Origin of the sequence: Pseudomonas sp. TAE6080, assembly GCF_018732265.1 — a bacterium.
In the GTDB taxonomy this organism is placed as follows: Bacteria; Pseudomonadota; Gammaproteobacteria; order Pseudomonadales; family Pseudomonadaceae; genus Aquipseudomonas; species Aquipseudomonas brenneri.
In genome coordinates this window covers 1-22,931 of the sequence record NZ_JAHIDY010000019.1, presented here as the reverse complement: position 1 = coordinate 22,931, position 22,931 = coordinate 1, and the positions used below count along the sequence as shown (strand labels likewise).

21 protein-coding genes are annotated in these 22,931 nt (G+C 62.3%); 4 read left to right on the top strand and 17 right to left on the bottom strand.

What is annotated here, in order from left to right:
- Positions 1 to 16: 16 nt before the first annotated feature.
- From KL786_RS15565 to KL786_RS15555, 3 genes are all read right to left on the bottom strand, one after another.
- Positions 17 to 1,105: an SMP-30/gluconolactonase/LRE family protein gene (locus KL786_RS15565; protein WP_215518192.1), complete on the bottom strand. Its 1,089-nt coding sequence runs from the start codon at positions 1,103 to 1,105 to the stop codon at positions 17 to 19.
- The gene (locus KL786_RS15560; protein WP_215518191.1) at positions 1,102 to 1,788 is read right to left on the bottom strand and encodes a sterol desaturase family protein; all 687 of its coding nucleotides are present in this window, start codon (positions 1,786 to 1,788) and stop codon (positions 1,102 to 1,104) included. Before KL786_RS15560 ends, KL786_RS15565 begins: the two co-directional genes overlap by 4 nt.
- 118 nt (positions 1,789 to 1,906) lie before the next feature.
- On the bottom strand, positions 1,907 to 2,770 hold the full coding sequence (locus KL786_RS15555; RefSeq protein ID WP_215518190.1) for a LysR family transcriptional regulator: 864 nt from the start codon (positions 2,768 to 2,770) through the stop codon (positions 1,907 to 1,909).
- 233 nt (positions 2,771 to 3,003) lie between these two features.
- Between KL786_RS15555 and KL786_RS15550 the strand changes: the two genes are divergently transcribed.
- A complete protein-coding gene (locus KL786_RS15550; protein ID WP_215518189.1) occupies positions 3,004 to 4,512 on the top strand; it encodes a M10 family metallopeptidase C-terminal domain-containing protein in 1,509 nt (502 codons plus the stop codon).
- 53 nt (positions 4,513 to 4,565) lie between these two features.
- Here the strand turns inward: KL786_RS15550 and KL786_RS15545 are convergent, their stop codons facing one another.
- The 8 genes from KL786_RS15545 to KL786_RS15510 all read right to left on the bottom strand — a co-directional run bounded on the left by KL786_RS15545 (position 4,566) and on the right by KL786_RS15510 (position 12,811).
- Positions 4,566 to 5,969 (bottom strand): amidase, encoded by a 1,404-nt coding sequence (locus KL786_RS15545; RefSeq protein WP_215518188.1) that lies wholly within the window; start codon positions 5,967 to 5,969, stop codon positions 4,566 to 4,568.
- Positions 5,966 to 7,237 (bottom strand): Zn-dependent hydrolase, encoded by a 1,272-nt coding sequence (locus KL786_RS15540; RefSeq protein WP_215518187.1) that lies wholly within the window; start codon positions 7,235 to 7,237, stop codon positions 5,966 to 5,968. The genes KL786_RS15545 and KL786_RS15540 overlap by 4 nt, the downstream gene beginning before the upstream one ends.
- Before the next feature lie 13 nt (positions 7,238 to 7,250).
- Positions 7,251 to 7,946 carry an ABC transporter ATP-binding protein gene (locus KL786_RS15535; protein ID WP_215518186.1) on the bottom strand — a complete coding sequence of 232 codons (696 nt, stop codon included), beginning with the start codon at positions 7,944 to 7,946 and terminating at the stop codon, positions 7,251 to 7,253.
- Complete coding sequence (locus KL786_RS15530) at positions 7,946 to 8,695, bottom strand: ABC transporter ATP-binding protein (RefSeq protein WP_215518185.1); 750 nt, start codon at positions 8,693 to 8,695, stop codon at positions 7,946 to 7,948. Before KL786_RS15530 ends, KL786_RS15535 begins: the two co-directional genes overlap by 1 nt.
- Positions 8,696 to 8,706: 11 nt before the next feature.
- Positions 8,707 to 9,702 (bottom strand): branched-chain amino acid ABC transporter permease, encoded by a 996-nt coding sequence (locus KL786_RS15525; protein ID WP_215518184.1) that lies wholly within the window; start codon positions 9,700 to 9,702, stop codon positions 8,707 to 8,709.
- A gap of 1 nt (position 9,703) precedes the next feature.
- Positions 9,704 to 10,564, bottom strand: a complete 861-nt coding sequence (locus KL786_RS15520) for a branched-chain amino acid ABC transporter permease (protein WP_032863683.1) — start codon at positions 10,562 to 10,564, stop codon at positions 9,704 to 9,706.
- Between the two features lie 67 nt (positions 10,565 to 10,631).
- Entirely contained in the window at positions 10,632 to 11,834 is a 1,203-nt protein-coding gene (locus KL786_RS15515; protein WP_065943739.1) for an ABC transporter substrate-binding protein, read from the bottom strand.
- Between the two features lie 209 nt (positions 11,835 to 12,043).
- Positions 12,044 to 12,811 (bottom strand): FadR/GntR family transcriptional regulator, encoded by a 768-nt coding sequence (locus tag KL786_RS15510; protein ID WP_029293293.1) that lies wholly within the window; start codon positions 12,809 to 12,811, stop codon positions 12,044 to 12,046.
- A 222-nt stretch (positions 12,812 to 13,033) separates the two neighbouring features.
- On the opposite strand from KL786_RS15510, the gene KL786_RS15505 reads away from it, so the two are divergent.
- On the top strand, positions 13,034 to 13,939 hold the full coding sequence (locus KL786_RS15505) for a LysR family transcriptional regulator (RefSeq protein ID WP_215518183.1): 906 nt from the start codon (positions 13,034 to 13,036) through the stop codon (positions 13,937 to 13,939).
- Here KL786_RS15505 and KL786_RS15500 read toward each other — a convergent pair.
- From KL786_RS15500 to KL786_RS15480, 5 genes are all read right to left on the bottom strand, one after another.
- The gene (locus KL786_RS15500; RefSeq protein ID WP_252193747.1) at positions 13,936 to 14,679 is read right to left on the bottom strand and encodes an alpha/beta hydrolase family protein; all 744 of its coding nucleotides are present in this window, start codon (positions 14,677 to 14,679) and stop codon (positions 13,936 to 13,938) included. The genes KL786_RS15505 and KL786_RS15500 overlap by 4 nt on opposite strands.
- 138 nt (positions 14,680 to 14,817) lie before the next feature.
- Entirely contained in the window at positions 14,818 to 16,164 is a 1,347-nt protein-coding gene (locus tag KL786_RS15495; protein WP_215518182.1) for an OprD family outer membrane porin, read from the bottom strand.
- Positions 16,165 to 16,311: 147 nt separating this feature from the next.
- Positions 16,312 to 17,664, bottom strand: a complete 1,353-nt coding sequence (locus KL786_RS15490; protein WP_252193746.1) for a citrate-proton symporter — start codon at positions 17,662 to 17,664, stop codon at positions 16,312 to 16,314.
- A 95-nt stretch (positions 17,665 to 17,759) separates the two neighbouring features.
- Positions 17,760 to 19,148 (bottom strand): amidase, encoded by a 1,389-nt coding sequence (locus tag KL786_RS15485; RefSeq protein WP_215518181.1) that lies wholly within the window; start codon positions 19,146 to 19,148, stop codon positions 17,760 to 17,762.
- A 233-nt stretch (positions 19,149 to 19,381) separates the two neighbouring features.
- Positions 19,382 to 20,776 (bottom strand): aminotransferase-like domain-containing protein, encoded by a 1,395-nt coding sequence (locus KL786_RS15480; RefSeq protein WP_215518180.1) that lies wholly within the window; start codon positions 20,774 to 20,776, stop codon positions 19,382 to 19,384.
- A gap of 131 nt (positions 20,777 to 20,907) precedes the next feature.
- On the opposite strand from KL786_RS15480, the gene KL786_RS15475 reads away from it, so the two are divergent.
- Both KL786_RS15475 and KL786_RS15470 read left to right on the top strand, forming a co-directional pair.
- Positions 20,908 to 21,543, top strand: a complete 636-nt coding sequence (locus KL786_RS15475) for a LysE family translocator (RefSeq protein WP_215518179.1) — start codon at positions 20,908 to 20,910, stop codon at positions 21,541 to 21,543.
- Positions 21,544 to 21,660: 117 nt separating this feature from the next.
- The gene (locus KL786_RS15470) at positions 21,661 to 22,719 is read left to right on the top strand and encodes a diguanylate cyclase (protein WP_215518178.1); all 1,059 of its coding nucleotides are present in this window, start codon (positions 21,661 to 21,663) and stop codon (positions 22,717 to 22,719) included.
- Here KL786_RS15470 and KL786_RS15465 read toward each other — a convergent pair.
- A partial coding sequence (locus tag KL786_RS15465; protein ID WP_215518177.1) for a hypothetical protein occupies positions 22,706 to 22,931 on the bottom strand: 226 nt, incomplete at its 5' end. The genes KL786_RS15470 and KL786_RS15465 overlap by 14 nt on opposite strands.

The window sequence follows — 22,931 nt, the reverse complement described above, 5'->3', positions numbered from 1 at the left end:
AGGGCTTCGTCGTTTCCTACAAAGCCAATGCCAGCTTCAGCGGCAAGCGCGCCATGCTGGTGTTCTTCAGCGAGCCCAGGTACAGCCACTCGCCATGTTCGCGGGCGCTGGTAATCGGTGAATAGTTGCCCGCGCTGCCATCTTGCAGGTTGGCGACCACCTGGCCCTGCACATCCAGCCCCAGCACAAAGGCTTTGCGCTCGATGGGCTTGGGCACCACTATCAGCGCCCGCACCATCATCTTGCGTATCGCGGGGTAACCGGCCAAGCCATCGAGCAGTGGGTTACGCGGTGAGTACAGCGCCACCCAGAACCGGTCCCGACCGTTGAAGGTGAGGTTGTCCGGCAGCCCCGGCAGGTTGTCGATAAACAGATCATGGGTGCCCGCCTTGTCGCCCTTGAGCCAATAGCGGCTGATGCGATAGGCTCCGGTTTCATTGACCAGCACATAACGTTCATCCGGCCCCAGCGCTACGCCGTTGGCGAATTGCAGTTGATCGAGCAACAGCTCGGTCTGGCCATTGTGAAAGTCATAGCGCAGCAGCCGGCCATCGCCGCCATGCTCGATGACTGCCTCTCCATCCTGGCCATAACCCCAGCGGCTGGAGGCGTCGCTGAAATAGGCGTAGCGCCCGGCGGCGTCCACCGTCACATCATCGGTGAAACCCAAAGGCACGCCATTGGCGCTGGTGCTCAGGGTGGTCAGTTTGCGCTGGGCATCCAGCGCCAGCAGGCCCTTGACCCCATCGGCAATGATCAGGCGCCCGTCCGGGTGCTGTGCCAGGCCCAGCGGGCGGCCGCCGGTGTTGGCCAGCACTTCCAGGGTCTGGCTGTCGGGCGCGGTGCGGATGATCCGCCCATCATGCAGGCCGGTGACCAGCCAACCCTGGGCATCCACCAGCAATGCCTCGGGCCCGGCAATGTCCTGGGCGCCGATGCGCTGGACATCCTTCAGGCGCAGGTTCTCGCTGTAAGGCCCATCCTGCATCGAGGGTGCCTTGGGCGGTGCCCAATTGACCGGCTGGACCTCGGTGGGCATCAGCAGCAGAAAGGCCACGACGGCGATCAGTACCAGCAACAGCAAATGACGGAATTTTTGGCTCATGGTGCTTCCCGAGAGTCTTTGGAGGGGCGCGTGGCGGGCTCCCAGTGCAACGTGCCGAACAGATAATCCATCAGCGGCAGCACGATGTTGAAGTTGCGGCCTTGCATCAACTCGCGACGGTGGTGCAACGCGTGAAGTTGGTGCATATGCCGGATCCACGGCAAGCGGGCCAGGGGATGGTCGGGTGGCAGGTGCTCACAGGCATGGAAGATTTCGTAGAGCAGGTAGCCCAGGATCATACATCCGGCGAACAACCCGGCGACGTTGGGGTTGAGCTGCTTGAGCAGCCACCACGCGGGGAGGGTGACGGCCAGGCTGTGGAGGATGATCAGCCAGGCCGGAAACAGGATCACCCGCCAGTCCCTGGGACTGTCGTAAGTCATATGGCCGGGGGTGAAAAAACTGTGATGATCACCCGTGTGGCGTGCATAGAACAGCTTGGAAAACCCGTGTTTATGATGGCCCAGGTGGCGATGGACGAGGTAGATACACAGGTTGAAGAACACCAGCGTCAGGGGCACGGCCAGCCATTCCCAAGCCTGAATGTGCTGGGTGCTGCCCCAGGCCAGGATGATGCAGAACAAACCGTAGCTGAGCACAAAACCGGCATGCAGCCACGGGTTGTAGCGCGGGTGGACAGCGGCGCGGTAGCGTTCGCGAAAGGCCTCGGTGGGATGGGTCATGGCGGCGCTCGTTATATTTTTTGTTGGAGACCAAGCTTAGTCCGGCCTGCCAATTTTGCGAACTGAGCGTGCGCCTGTAGGGGCCGGCTTGCCGGCGATGGTCTTTAACGATCACGGTTCAAAGCACCGGATCCCAGCGCTGCGACCAATCGCTCTCGGCCTTGACCACACCACGCAACAGCACCAGGGCTTGTTGTAATACCGCCGAATCGCGCTCGCGCGAGTACACCAGATAGGTCGGGAAACTGAACTCCGGGGCCTTGGGCACGCGCTCCATTACACCGCTGGCGAGGTAGCTCTGCACCACCCGTGTGCGGAAATAGCCGCTGCCACCGTTCTCCAGAATGTACTGCAGGGCCAGCGGCCCGAGGTTGAAGTTCACGGCGGCGCGGGCCTTGTCGGGCAGGGCGGCGTCATGTTGCTGGCGAAAGCCCGGGCCCCAGTCGATATACACATAGGGATCGGGGCGGGCGGCCAGGCGTACCAGGATCAGTTTTTCTTCCAGCACCTGCTCTACCTGCAACCCCGGCCAGTACTGCGGCTGGAACACCAGCGCGGCGTCCAGCACGCCCAACTCCAGCTGGCGCAACAGGTATTCACCGTCACGCACTTCGGTGCGCAGGGCATGGCTGGGGATGTGCTCGCGCAGGGCCTTGGCCCAACCGAGCATCAGTGGGTTGCACAGGCTGACTTCGCCGCCGATATGCAACACATTGCGATAGCCTTCGGGCAACGGCAGGTCGCGGCGCGCGGCCTCCCAGGTCTGCACCAGTTGATTGGCATACACCACGAACGCCTCGCCATCGGCGGTCAGCCGCGCCCCGGCGCGGTTGCGTACGAACAGCGTGCTGTCGAGCTGGCTTTCGAGCTTCTGCACCCGTGCGGTAATGGCGGTCTGGGTGACGTGCAGTTTCTCGGCGGCTGCGGCCAGGCTGCCGCAGCGGGTGATTTCCAGGAAGGTGCGTGCCAGTTCGATGTCCATGTCGGTCCCGAGGCAGGAGCGAGCGTGCTCGCGAAAGTATGAACGATAACACGGGCATCCTCGATGAATGCGTTGCTCACGCTCTGCGTGTGAGAGTGCCAGGTGTACTTGTGGGTTAAGGAAAGACCTATGCCGACTCGCGTTGTGCCGCGCTAGTTTGGGGTGTGCCTAGGTGGGTTCATCCACAAGGCGTTTCTCATGATTTCACTGAACCAGTGAAAAGGAGACGTAATATGTCGACTTCAGCAACGTTTAGTATTTCTCCCTTTGCCAGCCGCACGGTTACTCAGTTGGATCGTGTACTGCATCACGATCAGCGTGGTGGTGAACGCACAATAAATGGCAAACCTTCGTATACCGTCCAGCAGGCGGCCGATGAGATAACCCGCGACAATTACCGTTGGTACGATACCAATGGCGATGGAAAAACTGACGTCACTTACGAGTTTCGAACGACGGCTGGACCGCTCTTTAGTGCATTGGGACTTAGCGGGTTCAGTGAATTCAATCAGGCACAAAAGGATTCTGCACGGCAGGCGATGGACCAATGGTCAGATATGGCAAATGTCCGATTCACAGAAAAAGGTCAGGGGGGGCAGGGAGAGGGCAGTATCAGCCTTGGCAATTTCACTGAAAGCACCGGGGGCCAGAACGCTTTCGCAACACATCTTCCTTCTGAGGCGACTCAGAGAGTCCTGGCGGATAACCCGCATTATCCGAGGGCTGGTGCGGTTTCGCAAATATGGCTTGCTGGAACAGACGAGTCGCACACAGCACCTAGTCATACCAACGAGGGGCACCTGACCAACATCCACGAGATTGGTCATGCCTTGGGTTTGTCACACCCCTTTAGAAATAGTCCTACAGGTTCGAGTTACGGTACTGCAACCTACGCCGAGGACACGGTTGGGCATAGCCTCATGAGCTACTGGAGTGAACACCATACTGGCCAGTCCTTCGTTAAGAACGGTATCAATCACCAACCCTCTACGCCGATGGTCGATGACATCGCAGCCATCCAAAAACTCTACGGGGCCAACCACGAAACCCGGGTGGGCGATACCACCTATGGCTTCAATTCCAATGCTGGCCGTGAGGCCTATCACTTGAACTCATCGAGCGACGCGCCGGTGTTTACAATATGGGATGGAGGAGGTGTAGACACCCTGGACGTTTCTGGTTTTAGCGACAACCAACTGATCAACCTCAACGAAGGCGCACCTTCGGATATCGGCGGGATGAAAAAAAATGTATTCATTGCCAAGGGCACGACGATAGAAAATGCCAAGGGTGGACCGGGAAACGATATCTTTATCAGCAACCTCACCCAGAACATATTGACCGGTGGCGGCGGCAATAACCGCTACCTGTTCTTGAACGCGCAGCAGTCGACACCGGAGAACCCCGATCGGATTACCGACTTTGTGTCCGGTAAGGACCAGATCGATGTATCGAACCTACGAGCGACAGGGCCACAGAGTACCTATATAGATCCTGATGATTACAATCCAATTGATGAGGCTTTGTATGGCGCCGAATCAATTCCGAGACGTGACATAGCGAAAAAGCGCATGACGTTTACCCGCCAGTTTACCGGTGAAGGCCGACAGGCCATCGTGGACTACGACTATCAACGCCAGCAGGCCACGCTGCAGATTGATCTGGACGGAGATCGGCGTGCCGACTTCTTACTCAAGGTTGATAGTGCGCGGCCTCTAGAAGGGGCTGATATAAAACAATAAACCAACAGCGCCACCTCGCAGGAATCGTCAAGCCGATTCCTGCGAGTCAGGTTTCAGTTGGGTGTCCGGGGTTCTTGCAAGTGCTGGGTCGGGAATGCCTGGGCATAGGCCTGGCACACCCGCAGCACCTGCTCATCGGCAAATCGCGCGCCGACCACATGCAACCCCACCGGCAGCCCATTGGCCGCCAGCCCGCACGGTACAGAGGCCGCCGGTTGCTGGGTGAGGTTGAAGGGGTAGCTGAACGGCGTCCACTCCATCCATTCGCCCAGACCGGAGCTCGGTGGCACGTTGTGCCCAGCTTCAAACGCGGTGATCGGCAACATCGGCGAGACCAGTATGTCGTAGTGCTCATGGAATGCGGCCATGCGCGCCACCAGCGCTGCCCGTGCTTCCAGGGCGGCGTTGTAGTCGCCCAGGCTGAGGCGTTCGCCCAGTTGCGCGATACGCAGCAGGCCGGGGTCGAGCAGTTCGCACTGGGCGCCGGTCAGTTGCCCGGTCAGGCGTGCCGCGCCGGCACACCACAAGGTGTTGAACACCTCCAGCGGATCGCTGAAACCCGGGTCGATCTGTTCCACCTGCGCGCCCAGTTGCACCAGGCCGGCGACCGCTTGCGCGACCACTTTGGCCACCTGCGGATCGACCTTCACATAGCCAAAGTCCGGGCTGTAGGCGATGCGCAAACCCTTGAGGTCATTGCCCGGTGTGAGCCACGGCGCACTGCGTGGTGCGCCGATCAGGCCGTCCCTGGCATCCGGTTGCGCCACGGTTTGCAGCATCAGCACGGCATCTTCCACGGTGCGGGTCATCGGCCCCAGGTGCGAGAGGATGGTCATCGAACTGGCCGGCCATTGCGGCACATAGCCGAAGGTCGGCTTGATCCCGAAGGTGCCGGTGAACGCGCAGGGAATACGGATCGAGCCGCCGGCATCGCTGCCCTGGTGCAACACACCAAGGTTCAGCGCCGCCGCCGCGCCCGCGCCGCCGGACGAACCTCCCGCCGTGGTGCGTGTGTCCCACGGGTTGCGGGTGATGCCGTACAGCGGGTTGTCGGTCACGCCTTTCCAGCCGAATTCCGGGGTGGTGGTCTTGCCCAGCAGCACCGCGCCAGCCTTGCGCATTAACGCCGAAAAAGGCGCGTCCACGTCCCACGGCCCGGCAGCGGATGAGGTGCGCGAGCCCTTGCGGGTGGGCATGCCGACGGTCAGGGTCAAGTCCTTGATCGAGGCCGGCACCCCGTCCAATGCGCCGCAAGGCTGGCCCTTGAACCAGCGTTGTTCCGAGGCCCGCGCGGCGTTCAAGGCGCCTTCGGGGTCGACGTGGCAGTACGCGTTGACCACCGGGTTGTAGCGTTCGATGCGCAGCAACGTGTCCTCGGTCACTTCCACCGGCGACAGGCTTTTATCCCGGTAGCGTGCCAGCAGTTCCACGGCCGTCAGGTTGGCGATATCACTCATGCCGCGTGACCTCCCTGGGCTGCATTGACCATGGCCCGCAGCAATACCGCGCAGCCTGCCGCCAGATCGTCCGGTGCGGCGTTTTCGATTTCGTTGTGGCTGATGCCGCCTTCGCACGGCACAAAGATCATCCCGGCCGGGCCCAGTTCGGCGACAAAGATCGCGTCGTGCCCGGCGCCGCTGACAATGTCCATATGGCTCAGGCCCAGCACACTCGCGGCATCGCGCACGGCGTTGACGCAAGAAGGGTGAAAGTCCAGCGGCGGGAAGTCGGCGGTGGGCGTCAGTTCATAGCTCAGACCATGCTGCTTGGCCGTTGCCTCGATCACCTCACGTACTTCATCCACCATCGCTTGCAGCTTGTCGGCATGCAGATGGCGCAGGTCGATGGTCATCTGCACCTGGCCGGGAATCACGTTGCGTGAACCCGGATGCAGGCTCAGGCAGCCGACGGTGCCACAGGCATGGGGTTGTTGTTCATGGGCAATCCGGTTGACCGCGCTGACCACCTGCGCGGCGCCCACCAGGGCGTCCTTGCGCAGGCGCATCGGTGTCGGGCCGGCGTGGGCTTCGACGCCGGTGAAGGTCAGGTCGAACCACTTCTGACCCAGGCAGCCCATGACCACGCCAAGGGTGATGGCCTGGTCTTCGAGCACTGGCCCTTGTTCGATATGCGCCTCAAAGTAGGCGCCCACCGGGTGCCCGAGCACTGCGCGTGGGCCGGCGTAGCCGATGCGTTGCAGTTCGGCGCCCACCGACAGGCCTTGCTCGTCTTGCTTGTCGAGGGTCTCCTGCAAGTCGAATTTGCCGGCAAACACCCCGGAACCCATCATGCACGGCGGGAAGCGCGAGCCTTCCTCGTTGGTCCACACCACCACTTCAATCGGTGCCTGGGTCTCGATCTGCAAGTCATTGAGGGTGCGGATCACTTCCAGGCCGGCCATCACCCCATAGCAGCCATCGAACTTGCCGCCCGTGGGTTGGGTGTCGATATGACTGCCGGTCATCACGGGTGGCAGGTCAGGGTTACGTCCGGCGCGGCGCGCGAAGATATTGCCGATGGCATCCACGCTGACGCTGCAGCCGGCGGCCTCGCACCACTGCACAAACAGGTCGCGGGCCTGACGATCCAGGTCGGTCAGGGCCAGGCGACACACGCCGCCCTTGGCCGTGGCGCCGAGCTGGGCCAGGTCCATCAAGGATTGCCACAGACGGTCGCGGTTGATCAGCGGGGTGTTGCTCTTGAGCGGTTGCGCAAAACTATTCATCTGCAAACTCCGGTCAGGCACTCAGGGCCAGGTAGCGGTTCTTGATGGTCGGGTCGGCGCGAAACGCCTCGGCGCTGCCTTCATAGACCACGCGGCCCTGTTCGAGCACGTAGTGGCGGTCGGCGAGCTTGTCGCAGACCAGCAGGTTCTGCTCCACCAGCAGCACCGGCAGGCCGTCGTCCTTGATCTTGCGCAGGATCTTTACCAACTCGTCGACAATCACCGGGGCCAGGCCTTCGGTGGGTTCGTCGAGGATCAGCAGCTTGGGGGCGTTGAGCAGGGCGCGGGCGATGGCGAGCATCTGTTGTTCGCCACCGGACAACGCATGGCCGGCATTTTTGCGCCGCTCCTTGAGACGCGGGAACATGGCGTACACGTCTTCCATCTGCCAGCGGCTGGTCTTGCGCACGGCGATGCGCAGGTTTTCCTCGACCGTCAGCAGGCGGAAGATTCCGCGGTTCTCCGGCACCAGCGCCAGGCCCTGGCGCGCTATCTCAAATATTTTCTGCCCCACCAGCGGCTGGCCGTTGAAATGAATCTGCCCCTGGCGCGGGCAGATAATCCCCAGGATGCTACGCAGGGTGGTGGTCTTGCCGGCGCCGTTACGGCCGAGCAGGGTCACCAGTTCGCCGGGGTTGACGGTCAGGGACACACCCTCAAGGACGTGGCTCTTGTCGTAGTAGGAATGGATATTGTCGACGGTCAGCATCAGGCGGCTTCTCCCAGGTAAGCAGTGCGCACGCGCTCGTCGGCACGCACGAATTCGGGCGTGCCTTCCACCAGGATCTGTCCGTGGCTCATCACGGTGATGCGCTGGCTGATAGACATGACGATGCTCATGTTGTGCTCGATCAGCAGCACCGTATGGTCACGACCGAGGTCGCTGATCAGTTGGGTCATGATTGGGATATCGTCGATGCCCATCCCCGAGGTGGGCTCGTCGAGCATCAACAGCTTGGGTTTGGAGCAGATCGACATGCCCACCTCCAGCACCCGTTGCTGACCATGGGACAGCTCGCCGGCCAGGGTGTCGGCGCGGGCGGTGAGTTGCAGGCGTTCCAGGACTTGGTCGGCCATCTCCAGGTGTTCGCGCTTACTGTCCACGCGGCGCCAGAAGTTCAGGGCGCGGACGCCGTCGCGGCCCTGTGCGGCCAGGCGCAGGTTCTCGCGCACGCTGAGGTTCTGGAACAGGCTGGTGAGCTGGAACGAACGGGCCATGCCCAGGCCGACGCGGCTGTGGGCCGGTTTGCGCATCAGGTTCTGGCCGTCGAAATGAATCGCGCCTGCCGTCGCTTGGCGCTCGCCGGTCAGGCAGTGAAACAGGCTGGTCTTGCCGGCACCGTTGGGGCCGATGATGGTATGGATGGTGCCGGCTTCGACCTTGAGGTTGACGCCGTTGACCGCACGGAATGCACCGTAGGCCAGTTCCAGGTCTTTGGTTTTCAGCAGGATGCTCATAGCAGCTCCTCCTAGGTCACGGCGGCGGCCTTGCGGCTACCCCGCACACGGTCGAACAGCGACGACAGGCCGCCCCACAAACCACCGCGCATAAAGATCACCACCAGGATCAGGATCACCCCCAGCAGCATCAGCCAGCGCGGCCACAGGTCGGAGAGAAAATCCCCCAGCAGCACAATGGACCCGGCGCCCAGCAACGAGCCGAACAGCGAGCCGGTGCCGCCGACGATGGTCATGATCAGGATGTTCTCCGACATCACCAGGTCGATATTGGACAGCGGCACAAAGTGCAGGAGCATGGCGTACAGCGCCCCGGCAATCCCGGTGACCGCGCCAGACAGCACAAACACGAGGATCTTGAAGTGGCGCGTGTCGTAGCCGATGGCCGAGGCGCGGGTTTCGTTTTCGCGGATCGCCATCAGCGTGCTGCCGAACGGCGAGGCAATCACCCGGCGTGCACCGATAAAGATCAGCAGGAACAGCACCGCGACAAAACCGTAGAACACTCGGGCGTCGGCCAGGGACAGCAGTACGGTGTCACCGATACGGATTTGCGGGCGCGGCACGCTGAGCAGGCCGTTGTCGCCACCGGTCCAGTCGCTCAGGGTGTAGGCGATGAAGTAAGCCATCTGGCTGAAGGCCAGGGTCAGCATCACGAAGTAGATACCGGTGCGACGGATCGCCAGGGCGCCCACCAGGAACGCCAGGAACCCACCGGCCAGCGCCGCGCCGAGCAGCGCGCTGAACAGGCCCAGTTGCAGGTGGATCATCAGCAAGGCTGCGCAATAGGCGCCGGCGCCGAAGAAGATGCCTTGGCCAAACGACAGCAGCCCGGTGTAGCCCAGCAGCAGGTTACAGGCCAGGGCGGCGAGGGCAAAGATCAGGATCTCGGTGGCCAGGGTCGCCGAAGGCAATATCAACGGCAGGCCGATCAGCACCGCCAGCACCCACAGCAACATGGCCTTGGATTGGGTCTTGGCAAACGGCAGGGGATTTTTCTCGCTCATGTCAGACTCTCCCGAACAAGCCGTAAGGGCGCACCAGAATCACCACGGCCATGGCGCCGTAGATCATCAGGCTCGCGCCTTGGGGCCAGAGTGTGGTCATCAGGCTTTGCACCACGCCCACCAGCAGGCCACCCACCAGGGCACCGCCGAACGAGCCCATGCCACCGATGACCACGACGACGAAGGCGATGCCGAGGATTTCCGGACCGACAAAGGGCTGGGCGCCGCGCAAGGGGGCAAACAGCACCCCAGCGATGCCGGCCAGGGCCACGCCGAGGGCGAAGGTCATGGAAAACAGGCGGAAAATATTGGTGCCCAGCAGCGAGACGGTCTCGGTGCTCTCACTGCCGGCCCGCACCAGGGCGCCAAAGCGCGTGCGCTCCAGCAGCAGCCACAGGCCCAGGCCCACCAGCGCAGAAAACACAATCAGGAACAGGCGGTAGTAGGGGTACACGAAGTCGCCGACCACCAGCACCCCGCGCAGCAATTCCGGCACGGCGACGCTCTTGCCCACCGGGCCCCAGATCATCACGCTGGCTTCCTGGATGATCAGCGCGATACCCAGGGTCACCAGGATCTGGAACATGTGCGGCAGGTGATAGATCCGCTGGATCAATAATCGCTCGATCAGCCACGCCAGCGCGGCCACCACCAGCGGTGCGATCAGCAGGGCCAGCCAGAAGCTGTCGGTGAGGCTGACGGCGGTGTAGCAGATGTAAGCACCCAGCAGGAAAAACGCGCCGTGAGCAAAGTTGACGAAGTTCAACAGGCCGAAAATGATCGTCAGCCCGACCGCGATCAGGAAGTAGATCATCCCCAGGCCCAGGCCGTTGAGAATCTGGAACAGGTAAAGATTGAGCATGCAGGAATCCTCCAACAGACGGCCGCGATCAACGGCCCTGTCGTGTATTACCGGTGAAAGGGGCGGATCAGCCGAGCGTGCAGCCCGTGGCTTCTACCGGTGGGAACGACTGGCCGGCACTGAGGACCTTGGCCAGGTCATCCTTGTCGGCCATGTCGCCTGCGGCCTTGCCCACCAGCAGGTAGTAATCCTTGATCACCTGGTGGTCGCCGGCACGGATTGTTTCCTTGCCGGTCGGGCCCTCGTAGCTCAGGCCCTGCATGGCCTTGGCCACCGTGGGGCCGTCGAAGCTGCCGGTGGCCTTGATGGTGTCGAGCATGACCTTGGTGCTGATGTAATCGGCGGCCAGCGGGTAGGTGGGGTTGATCCCGTACTTGGCCTGGGTCAGCTTCACCAGCTCGCGGTTGAGCGGGGTGTCGACCTGGTGCCAGTACTGCGCGCCGAGGTACACGCCTTCGAGCACATCGCTGCCCAGTTCTTGGAACTGGTCGAGTCCGGCGGACCATACCAGCAGCACTTTCATGCGCTCCTTGATGCCGAAGTTCACCGCCTGGCGCAGGGTGTTGGACGACTGGCTGCCGAAGTTGAGCAACACCAGCACATCGGGCTTGGCGGCGATGGCGTTGGTCAGGTAGCCGGAGAACTCCTGCTCCTGCAACGAGTGGTAGCTGTTGCCGACATGTTCCAGGCCGTTTTCGGCCAGCACCGTCTTGGCGCCTTCGAGCAGGGCTTCACCAAACACGTACTGCGGCGTGATGGTGTACCAGCGCTTGGCGTCCGGCAGCAGCTTGATCAGCGGCACCAGGGTTTCGCGGATCGCACCATAGGTGGGCACCGACCAGCGGAAGGTCGCGCTGTTGCAGTCCTTGCCGGTGACTTCATCGGCGCCCACCGGGGTCATGAACACGCCACCGACTTTGCCCACTTCCTTGGCCACCGCCAGCGCCGAGGAAGACAGGGTGCAGCCCTGGAAGAACCGCGCACCGTCCTGGCCAATCGCCTCCTGGACCTTGCGCACCGCCTTGCCGGCGTTGCCTTCGGTGTCGATCACCTTGTAGTTCAACGGGCGCCCCAACACGTCGGGGTACTGCGCCACGGCCAGGCGTGAACCCATGTCGGCAAATTTGCCATAACTGGCAAACGCGCCAGACATGGACTTGAGGCCGTAAAAGGTAAACGGTTCGGCGGCGAATGCGTGGCGCACGCTCAGCGGAAGACTGAGCGCGGCGGCGGCGGTGAGGCTGGCTTTCAACAACGTACGACGCTGCATGGGGTGACTCCCTGGTTTAGTTATTGGCAGGAGTGGCAATGGCGATACGGTGGAGCACGGCCTGTGGGCAGGCCTTTTTTATTGAAGTGAAACGCAGTCCAAATGTGGGAGCGGGCTTGCTCGCGAATGCGGCGTATCAGTTGACATATCCATCGCTGACCCACTGCATTCGCGAGCAAGCCCGCTCCCACATTGGATTAGTGGTGTGTTCAGGAGTGATCGAACTCCAGCAGAAAGTGCGGGCTGACCTGGCCTTCCAGCGCGGTCATGTGGTGTTCGGCGTCGCACATGTGCTCATGCATCAGGCTGCGCACGGCCGCTTCGTCGCCGGCGCGAAAGGCGCTCAGCAGTTGCTTGTGATAGTCCAGGTTGGCGGCATCGAATTGCTTGCGCTTGGGCTTGTAGGCTTTTTTCAGCACCACCAGGTCGCGCAGCAGGTCGTTGAGGAACTGCGCCATGAAACTCAGCAGCGGGTTGGGGCAGGCCCTGGCCAGCAGGTTGTGGAATTCCAGCTCCGCCAGGCGCTGCTCACGCTGGCCGGCTTCGCTGTCTTCGGGCGCGCTGCAAAAATCTACGTTGTCTTGCAGGGCGCGATAGTCGTCTTCGCTCAAGCGCCCCAGCACCGACACCGCCAATTCCACCTCGATCACCTTGCGCAGTTGATACACCTGCTCGCCATCCAGGTGCTGGAAGTGCAGGTAGTTGCGCAAGGCGCGGCTGGCCGGTTCGGTGCCGGCCTGGTTCAGATAGGCGCCACCGGTGGGGCCGGTGCGGGTGCTGACCAGCCCTTCGACTTCCAGGGCCTTGAGCGCCTCACGGGCCGAGCCCTTGGAGCATTGGAAACTTTCCATCAACTCGCGTTCGGTGGGCAAGCGGTCGCCGGGCTTCAAGGCATCGGTGACGATCGAGCGCTTGACCGACTCGACAATCACATCGGAAAGCTTCTGGCGTTTGCGTCGCAGGGGGCGGCTGAGCATGGTTTTCTATTTATCGTATTAATGCGGATAAATAGCACTTAATAGGGGTTGGGCAGAGGCGTCAACGGCAGGCGTCGTTTTCAGGTAAAACAGGTCGTAAACCACCTTTGGACTAGCAGGCCAACTCAAATCAACTGTGGGAGCTGTGGAGTTAGGCAGATTGAGCCTGGCGCAGTAATTGCGTGCCTTAGCGCTCCAGTCTTTGTGCAGGAGCAACCGACCATGCAATTACGAGCCTTGCGGTATTTTCACGAGGTGGCGCGCTGTGCCTCGTTGCGTAAGGCGGCCGAGCGTTTGTACGTCACGCCCACTGCCGTCAGCCGGCAGATCGAGCACCTGGAACACTTCTTTGGCGCCGCCCTGATTGAGCGCGGCCCGCGTGGCATCCGCCTGACGGTGGAGGGTGAGTGCCTGGCTGAGCAGGTCACCAGCACCCTGCGTGGTCTCGATCAAGTGCGCGATGTGATCGCCAGCCGGCAAAGCCAGGTGGCGGGTAACATCAGTATCCATGTGTCAGAAAGTATCGTTTCCACGGTGCTGGCGCCGGTGCTCGCGGCGTTCTACCGCGCGCACCCCAAGGTCACGTTCAATATTGTGATCGCCAGCGCCTCGGCCACCCTGGATGCCCTGTGCAGTGGTGAGGCCGACCTGGGCCTGGCGTTCTATCTGCAGGAGCGGGCCGATGTTGAAGTCACCGCGCAATGCGAGCTGTGGCATCGGGTGCTGGTCAGTGCCGAACACCCGTTTGCCCAGCGCGACAGCATTGAACTGCATGAGCTTGAAGGCCAACCCCTGGCCATCCCCGACTCGGCGTACGGTGTGCGCCAGGCCCTGGAGGCTGCGGCGAAAAAGCGTGGGGTGACGATCCAGCCGGTGTTCACCACCAGCTCCCTGGAAGTGCAGAAAAGCCTGGCCCGGCAACGGGCGGCGGTGTTGATCCTGCCCCAGGTGGATGCCGATGCCCGCGACCTGGGCGATGGCCTGGTCGCGGTGCCGATTGCCGATGAACACCTGGGGCGGATTCGCATTGACCTGTGCGGGTACCGCAACCGGCCGCGTTCGGTGGCGGTACTCAAGTGCCAGGAAATGCTCGCCAGCGCGATGCAGCGTTGCGCGCTGGTGGACTAGTCGGCCAGGCAACGGGTCGACGAGGGCGGCAACCTGCCCTGGGCCAGGTAGGTGCCGACCCAGCGGTTCACGCATTGGCTGGCATCCGTGGTTGTGCTCTGTAGGTACGGGCCCTTGAGCCGCAGGGTGGCGGGCAGTGCCTCGAATGCCTGGGCGGTGGCTTCGACGGGCTCGATCAGCACCATGCGCTCGACGCGGTCGGCAAACAATGCGGCATAACCGGCGCCGAGCAAATTGCCTTGGGCGATGCCCAGGAAGCTGATGCGTTGCTCCCCCAGTTGCAGGCGTACGAACTCCATGTCCCAGGCCGATTGTTCGTCGGCAGCTCCATTGCGTGGGCTTAGCTCGATGACATCGTAGAAACGCGTCAACGTGCGGTACGCCTCAGTGTTGTAGTACTTCCAGACCGTCGCCAGATGCACCGCAAAGACTCCGCGTAAATCTGCTTGAGGCGTGGCGGGGCGGGCGAAGATTACACCTCGGCGCTCCAGGGGCTGCCGGGCACCGACCCGAGTGATGGTCAGGCGATAGGTGCGTGCGTCAGGGGCTTGATGATCCAGTGGCACGGTGACAATGCCGCACTGGGTGCGCGCGACCACCTCCTGATCCAGGGCCCGCCCGGGCAGGCGCGGGCAATCGACCAGCCATTCGATACCCGGCGGTGCGGCGTGGCCGGGTGAACTCAAGAGCATCATCAAGCCACTGATGATGCAAAGCGCTGCTGTTTTCAAAGGATTCATCCGCATTCCTGGGTAACCGTCCATAGGGACAGACTTTTTACCAAGTGCGGCGATGAGCCAATGCCGGAGCAGTCTTATGCAGGGTGTAAGAATTCTGAATATTTCCCGTCGGCATTGACTGGTGCCGACGGGCGGGTGTCAGAACAGGTTGATGGGAAAGTTGCCAACGATCCTGAATTCGTCATAGCTGCCATCAATCTGCCCGCCGCTGGCGCGGTGGTTGTAGACGATGGTGCGCACCACGGTGTTCTTCAGTTTCCCGGATTGCACCACATAGGCCAGCATCAAGCCGTTTTCGTTGTGCTTGGCGTTGTCCAGCCCGCGCACGTTGTAGCCGGTGTTGTGGCCGTTGCGATCACCCTCGTAGTGCGTGCCGTCGATGCCCCAGCCCTTGGCGTGCCACAGGCTCGCCGTCAGGCCGGGCACGCCGTAGGCGGCCAGGTCGATGTCGTAGCGCAGTTGCCAGGATTTTTCGTTGGGGCCGTTGTAGTCCGAATACAACGAGTTGGCCATGTAGTTGCCGGTGGACTCCCACACATAGTCGAAGTACTCGTTGCCGAACACCTGTTGCCAGGCCAGGGTCAGGCTGTGGGCCTGGTGGTTGGCGGTCACGGCCAGGCTGGCGGCGTCGTTGTCGATGTAGCCCAGGCGCTGCTGGCCGGAATCCTGGGTGTGGTAGTAGTGCAGGGCGGTCTTGAGGGCGAGCGTATTTTTGTCGCCGACGCGATGGGTCAACCCCAGGTAATACTGGTCCCACATGTCCTCGAAGCGCGAGCCATAGAGGCTGGCTTCCAGGCCATAGCCGGGCTTGAGCGTGGCCCCCAGGTAGCTGATACGTGCGCCGCTGTAGGCGCGGTTGCCGAAGGTGGTGGTCAGCCGCTCGGCGCCGGTACCGGTACGTGGGATTGCACGGTCGAAGCTGCCGCCCTGGATCGACAGCCAGTCCAGTTCGTTGCTGTACAGGCCCACGCCCTGGAAGCTTGAGGGCAGGGCGCGGTTGTCCTTGTAGCGCAGGATCGGGTTTTCGGTCATCAAGCGCCCGGCCTTGAGCTCGGTGTTGGACAGGCGAAACCGCACATCGCCCACCCCCAGCCGGCTCCAGGTCGGGATCGCGTCGCCGTCGCTGTCCACCAGCACGCGGTCGCCGCCATTGGCCACCTTGCCATGCCCGCGTTGCAGGTTGACGGCACTGAACACCCCCACATCCACACCCACGCCGATCACACCTTGGGTATAGCCGGAGCTGTACTTGAGCATGGCGGTCTGTACCCAGGTTTCACGCACGCGGGTGCGTTCGATGCCGCCGGGTTTCTTGATGCTCAGGTAGGTACTGCGCTGGGTGTGCTGGTTGGAATAGTAGTGACGCAGGTTCAGGTCCAGGCTGCTGCCCTCGATAAAACCGGGAGCGCTGGCCTGGGCGTTTTCTTGCGCATAAGCCTGGGTGCCGGCCGCCAGGGTGGCGGCCAGGAAAAGACGTGGATACATGGTTAATCCCCACACAGAGAAGAAACTGTAGGAGCGAGCTTGCTCGCGAAAAGCCGGAGACCGCCGCGTGCATCCAGAATGCGCGCGTTATCGTTGACGGTCTTCGCGAGCAAGCTCGCTCCTACATGAAGGGTGCATACGCGCTGTTCAGCGAACCGAGGCTTCTCTGAGCCGGGTTTCGCGGGCCGGCGTGCCGGGGAGCACGGGCCGGGTTTCCTTGGCGAACCAGGCGGCGGTGAGGCACACCAGGTTGGCGATCAACAGGTACCAGACCGGTGACATCGGGTCGCCCGTGGTGCCGATCAGCCAGGTGATGATGATCTGCGCGGTGCCGCCAAATGCCGCCACACCGAAGGCGTAGACAATCGAGAACCCGGTGGAACGCACGGACTTGGGAAAGCTCTCTACCAGCAACACGATCAACGCCGCGCCACTCATGCCATGCAGGCCGGACAGCACCGCCAGGGTCAGAAGGAAGGTCGAGGGGCTGGGGTGTTCGGTCATCAATTGCAGCGCCGGGAACAGGATCAGCAACAGCACTACCCGTGGCGTCATCAGGATTGCGCGGCGCCCGAAGCGGTCGCACAACATGCCACCGGCAATGGCACACACCGCCATGGCGGCGCCGGCCACCAGGGTCGAGAGCATGGAAATGCTGGTGGGCAACTTCAGCTCGGTGAGGGCAAAGGTGGTCATGTAGTTGAGGAAGTACTGGGTGATGGTGCTACCCGAGAGAATCAGCAAACCCAGGACCAGGGCACGCCGATGCTTGCCGCAGACTTCGCGCACCAGGTCGCCCGTGCTGGTGGTTTCGCCTTGGCCATGGAAGGTCTCGGCCAGGTTGCGGCGGATATAGATACCAATCGGCAATACCAGCAGGCCGAACACGAACGGCACGCGCCAGCCCCAGCTGTTGAGGTCTTCGGGGGACATCACTTTGGTCAGGGTATAACCCACCAGCCCGGCCGCCATGGCAGCGACGCCCTGGGCCACCACTTGCCAGCAGGCATAGGTGCCACGCTTGTGCGGTGGTGCGGCTTCGAGGATGTAGGTGGTGGCGGGGCCCGCTTCACCGCCCCAGGCCAGGCCCTGAATCATGCGCGTGACCACCAGCAGGATTGGTGCGGCAATCCCGATGGTCTCGTAGCCAGGCAATATCGCAATGCTGCCGGTGCCCACCGCCATCATCACCAGGGTCAGCAACATCGCCGGCTTGCGTCCGACGCGGTCGGCGTAGGCGCCAATCAGCACTGCGCCCAGGGGCCGTACGATAAAACCGATGCCGAAGGCGGTGACCGAGAGCATCAAGCTGACGAAGGCGCTGTCGGACGGGAAAAACGTGTGGCCGATCATCACCGCAAAGGTCGCGTAGACCCCAAAGTCGAAAAACTCCACCGCATTGCCCAGCACCACGGCGAAGATGCTCTTGCGGCCAGCGTCCGGCGATGGCGTTTCAGGTGTGTGCTTGGGACCCTCGCGAGTCAATTGTTCAGTGTGCATACCAGCCCCTCGGTTTTAGTTATAGGTCGCCCAGGCCCCGGCCTTGGGGCCAGGAAGCGGGCGTGTGGGTGGGCAGTTCAGTTACAGCGTCAAGGTCAGTTCGGGTTCGGCCATTGGTGGATTGCGCCACGCCAGCTCTCATAGGTTTTTGCGATTTGCAGCAGCCAGATATCGGCGAAACGGGGTGCGATCATCTGCAGGCCGATGGGCATGCCATCGGCGGCGAAACCACAGTTGATCGACAGCGCCGGTTGCTCGCCCATGTTCCAGGGCACGGTGAACACGATGTGTTCGAACGGCAGTTGCGGATCATTGCTCGGTGACGGCCATTGCGCAGGGAATGCATTGACCTGGTTGGTCGGTGACAGGATCAGGTCGAGGTCGCTGAAGGCCTGGGCAGCACGGCGGCGCATTTCAAAGGTCTGGTTGAAACCCTGCACCGCCTGTACACCGCTGATGTCGGCACCGGGCGCGGCCCAGTCGCGGATGTACGGCAAGACCTTATCGAACTGCTCGCTGCTCAAGGCCGACAAGTCGCCCCATTGCCGGGCGCGCCAGAACTGGTCGAGGCCGTCGAGTTGGGCGCGGTCCATGATCGGCGGGATCAGTGTGACCTTGGCGCCATGGGCTTCGAACAGGCGCGCGGCTTGCTCGACCGCTTCACATACGAAGCCTTCCGGTTGCAGGCCTGCACCGGGCTCCAGCATCAGGCCGACGCGCAAGCCCTTGACCGACAGCGGCTGGTTGCTCCACTCGCGGGTGAGCGGCGGCAGGCTGGTGGCGTCGCGGGCATCGGGGCGGGCCAGGTGCTGCATCATCAATACGCAGTCATCCACCGTGCGGGTCATGGGCCCGGCGGTGCGGCCGGTGTAGTACGGATCAATCGGGATGCGCCCCAGGGTCGGCTTGAACCCCACCAGGCCGCACCAGGCAGCGGGCAGGCGCACCGAACCGCCGATATCGGTGCCGATATGCAGTGGCCCGTAACCGGCAGCAGCGGCAGCGGCGGCGCCCGAGCTGGAGCCGCCGGTATTGTTGGCGGTGTTCCACGGGTTGCGCGTGATGCCATGGAAGCTCGACAGGCCGGAGGAGAGCATGCCGAAATCCGGGACAGTGGTCTTGGCCAGCACAATCGCCCCGGCTTCACGCATCCGTGCGGCGGGTGGTGCGTCCCTAAGGGCTGGGGTCAGGCGGGTGGCGGCGCTGCCAAGGGGAATAGGCGTGCCTTCGGTGGCGACCAATTCCTTGATGGTCACGGGCACGCCATCGAGCACACCGTTGGGCTGGCCTTTGTTCCAGCGCTCGGTGGAGGCCTGGGCTTGCTGGCGCACCTGCTCTGGGTCGAAGGCATACAGGGCGCGGATCTTCGGCTCCCAGCGGTCGATGTGGGCCAGCAGATGGTCGTAGTAGTCGATGGGGGAGAGCTGGCGGCTGGAGAATTGCTCCAGCAACTGGGCGGCCGTGAGGTCGTGAAGATCGGTCATTGAGCGCTTCCTGGTGATGGGCCTTGGGGCTCATGGCGGGTGGCTGTTGATCTGGACTATATAAACCTGCCGGGGTGTCGACCATCACAATCGAGGCGGTGCAGTGTTGCGTTTTTGTGTGCACTCAATGGTCGCGACTGTGGGAGCGGGCTTGCTCGCGAATGCGGTGTATCAGTCGATAAATGCATTGGCTGACCGGCCGCCTTCGCGAGCAAGCCCGCTCCCACATTGGCTCAGCGCAACAATTGCTCGATAGCAGCCCACACCCGTGGGTCATCACAATGGGCCACATTGAAGCGCATAAAATCCCCCATCCCCGGCTCGTACCCAAACAGCGCCCCCGGCGCCAACACCATGCCACGCTTGAGCCCCGCCTCGGCCAGTTGTTCACCATTGACCCCAGTCGGTAGGCGCGCCCAGATAAACATCCCGGCCGTATAGGCGATGGGCAGTTCACAGCCACAACGGCGCAGCCACTGCTCCACCCGTGCGCCGGCTTCGAGCAATCGCTGGGCCATACGCTTGCGGTGCCGGGCATAGCTGCCCTCATTGAGCAAGCGATAGACAATCTGCTCGAACAACTCTGACGTCACACCGCCGCTCATCAGCTTCATATTGGTCAGGTTGGCCGCCAGTTGCGGCGCAGCCACCACATAGCTGACGCGGGTATTGGCGCTGAGGGTTTTCGAGAAGCCCGACAGGTAGGTCACCTGGTCCAGGCCGGCGAGTGCCGCCAGGCGTGGCGGCGGGTTGGGGTGCAGGTCGCCGTAGAGGTCATCCTCGATGATATGGCAGTGGTATTGACGCATCAGTTGCAACAGCCCAAAGGCCTGGGCGGCGCTGAAGGAATGGCCGGTGGGGTTGTGCAAAATACCGGTGGTCAGATACAGGCTGGGCCGCTCTTCGATGAGCAATTGTTCCAGGGCCGCCAAGTCGAAACCGTCCGGGCCCCGTGGCAGCGTCACCACCTTGACCCCATGCAGCGCCAGGTTGGCGTGGAAGTTGAAGTAACACGGCGCATCCAGCAGCACGGTGTCGCCGGGGCGGGCCAGCAAACGCATCAACATGTCCAGCCCCTGCAGGGTGCTGGGCGTGGTGATGATCTGTTCCACCGGTACCGCCAGGCCATCGTCCTGCAGTTTTTGCTGCAGGGCCTGGCGCAACGGCAGGAAACCCGCCGGGGTACCCATGCCGGCTATGCGCAGCGACGGCGCTCGCACCACACTGCGCATGGCCTGGCGCATGGCTTCGCAGTTGAGCCAGTCTTCAGGCAGGTGACCACCACCGGGTCGCAGTTCGCCTTGGCCAATGAGCATGGGCCTGCGCAGGACACTGAGCAGATCCTGGGGCAGCAGGTCGACCCAGTTGCTGGACGACGGCTGTGCCTGGCGCTGGGCGACAAAATGCCCACGGCCCTGGCGCGAGGTCAGCAGGTGCTGGCCGCGCAGACGGTCGAGGGCTTCATTGACCGTGAATTTGCCGACGCCCAGTTGCTCGCCCAATTCACGCACTGAAGGCAATTTGCTGCCGGCGACCAGTTCGCCCTGCTCAATGGCACGGGCAAAGGCCTCGACGATTTGCTGGACCTTGGGGCCTTGGTCATGGAAGCGTATCTGCGGAAGGGGCATCGCGACGTCCTGAGGTTTGCCGGTCACTTTACCGGTAAAGTCTGCGTGAATAACCGCAGAGTTTACCTGCCCGCCGTCGAATCCGCGCCCTAGACTGCGCAACATTCCTCCCTGTTGTGAAATTGCCCACCATGGTCACCGCCCTGACGCTGTCATCTTTCCTGTACTTCCTGCTGCTGTGCAGCACGTTGGCCTTCAGCCCCGGCCCCATGACCTTGCTGCTATTGAGCCTTGGCCTGAAGGACGGCTTGCGCCATTCGCTGCCGGCGCAGTTTGGCGCCAGCGTGTCGTACCTGATTTCGATCCTGATCTTTGCCGTGGGTTTTTCCGAGTTGATCAGGGGCTACCCGCTGATTACCCAAGGCATCCAACTGGTGGGCGTGGCCTACATCCTCTACCTGGCCTACAAGCAGTGGACCAGCAGCGGCGTGCAGATAAACACTGCCGGGCAAGCACCGCAGACGCGCCGTGGCCTGTTCGGCAAGGGCCTGCTGACCGGGTTGTCCAACCCCAAGGCCATTATTTTGTTCAGCGCGGTATTCCCGCAATTTGCCGCCGTGGGCCAGGACAGCGCCGCTGGCGACATTGCCATCCTTGGCCTGACATTCCTGATCCTGCAGTTCGCCAGTGGTTGCCTGTATTGCTATTTCGGCCAGCGGATCAAGCATGTGCTGGAGTCGCCGCGCAAGCGTGTGCTGTTGCAGAAGGTCACGGCAGTGCTGCTGCTGGCCGTGGCGATGCTGCTGGCGCGTGGGTTCTCCCAGTAGGAAATGACGCCAAGCCTTTGGCACTGCGGCCTGCACGCGGGATAAGCCTCTGAGCGGTAGTGGCTATTTGCCGTTGCCCTGATAGACTTCCAGCATTCATCCAGGATCAGCCAGATCATGCCAGCCGCAGGAGGGAAAGGACTTCCGCTCGCCAAACGCCTGTACAAATCGCGGACCCTGGGGCTGACGCTCGGGTTTGTGTGTGTGGTTGCCGGCATGTACCCGCTGGCCCCACCAACATGGCTCTGGGCGTGGATGGTCATCAACGCTTTCGCCTGGCCACACCTGGCCTACCAATGCTCGCGCCGCGCCGAAAACTCGCTGCGGACCGAGCGCTGCAATTTATTATTTGACTCGTTTTGTGGCGGTTTCTGGGTTGGTGCCATGCACTTCAACCCGCTGCCGAGCGTCACCACACTGTCGATGATGACCATGAACAACGTCGCCATCGGCGGGCCGCGGTTCATGTTGCTGGGCTGGGTGGCCCAGGCGCTGGGTGTGGGTGCGGCGATGCTGATATTCGCTCCGGCCTATATCGCCCTGACCACCTCGACCCAGCTCTATGCCTGCTTGCCGATCCTGATGCTCTATCCGCTGGCGCTGGGCTGGATCTGTTATCGCCAGGCCATCACCCTGGCCAAGCACAAACGCGAACTACTGGCCCTGAGTCGCACCGACAGCCTGTCCGGGCTGCTCAACCACGGCGCCTGGAAAGACCACCTGGAACTTGAATTCCAGCGCTGCCGTGGCGGCCAGCAAGGTGCAGCGATTGCGTTGATCGATATCGACCATTTCAAGACCATCAACGACACCTACGGCCATGTCACCGGCGATATCGTGTTGCGCCAACTGAGCAAAGTCCTGCGCCAGAACCTGCGCGCCACCGACCTGGCGGGGCGTTACGGCGGCGATGAGTTCTGCGTGATCCTACCGGACATGCCCCTGGGCCGCGCCACTGAGGTGATGGACGCCTTGCGCGATCGCTTCAGCTCCTTGGGCTATGCCCAAGACCCGACCCTGCGCGCCAGCCTGAGCATCGGCCTGGCGCCGTATCAACCGTCCCACGACGATGCAACCAGTTGGCTCAGTGATGCGGATCAGGCGTTGTATGAGGCCAAGAGCAGTGGGCGCAACCGGGTGAGGTCGGTGCAGGGGAGTTGGGTCAGGTCGGTTTGAGGATGAATAAAGCGGTGATTGTCAGAAGTTGCTGGAAAGTCTGGTGAGTATCGACTCGGGCTCTGGCTACGATCCCGACGTTGGACAGGGCTGCCTGTAGGAACTGGAGGCACCTACGAAATCTCAGCTTTAGCAGTGGATCAGGCGACATCTTCAGTGCCTGTACCGCCGCCATCGCAGCCTCGCTAAAGCTCGACAGCTCCCACAGGGGA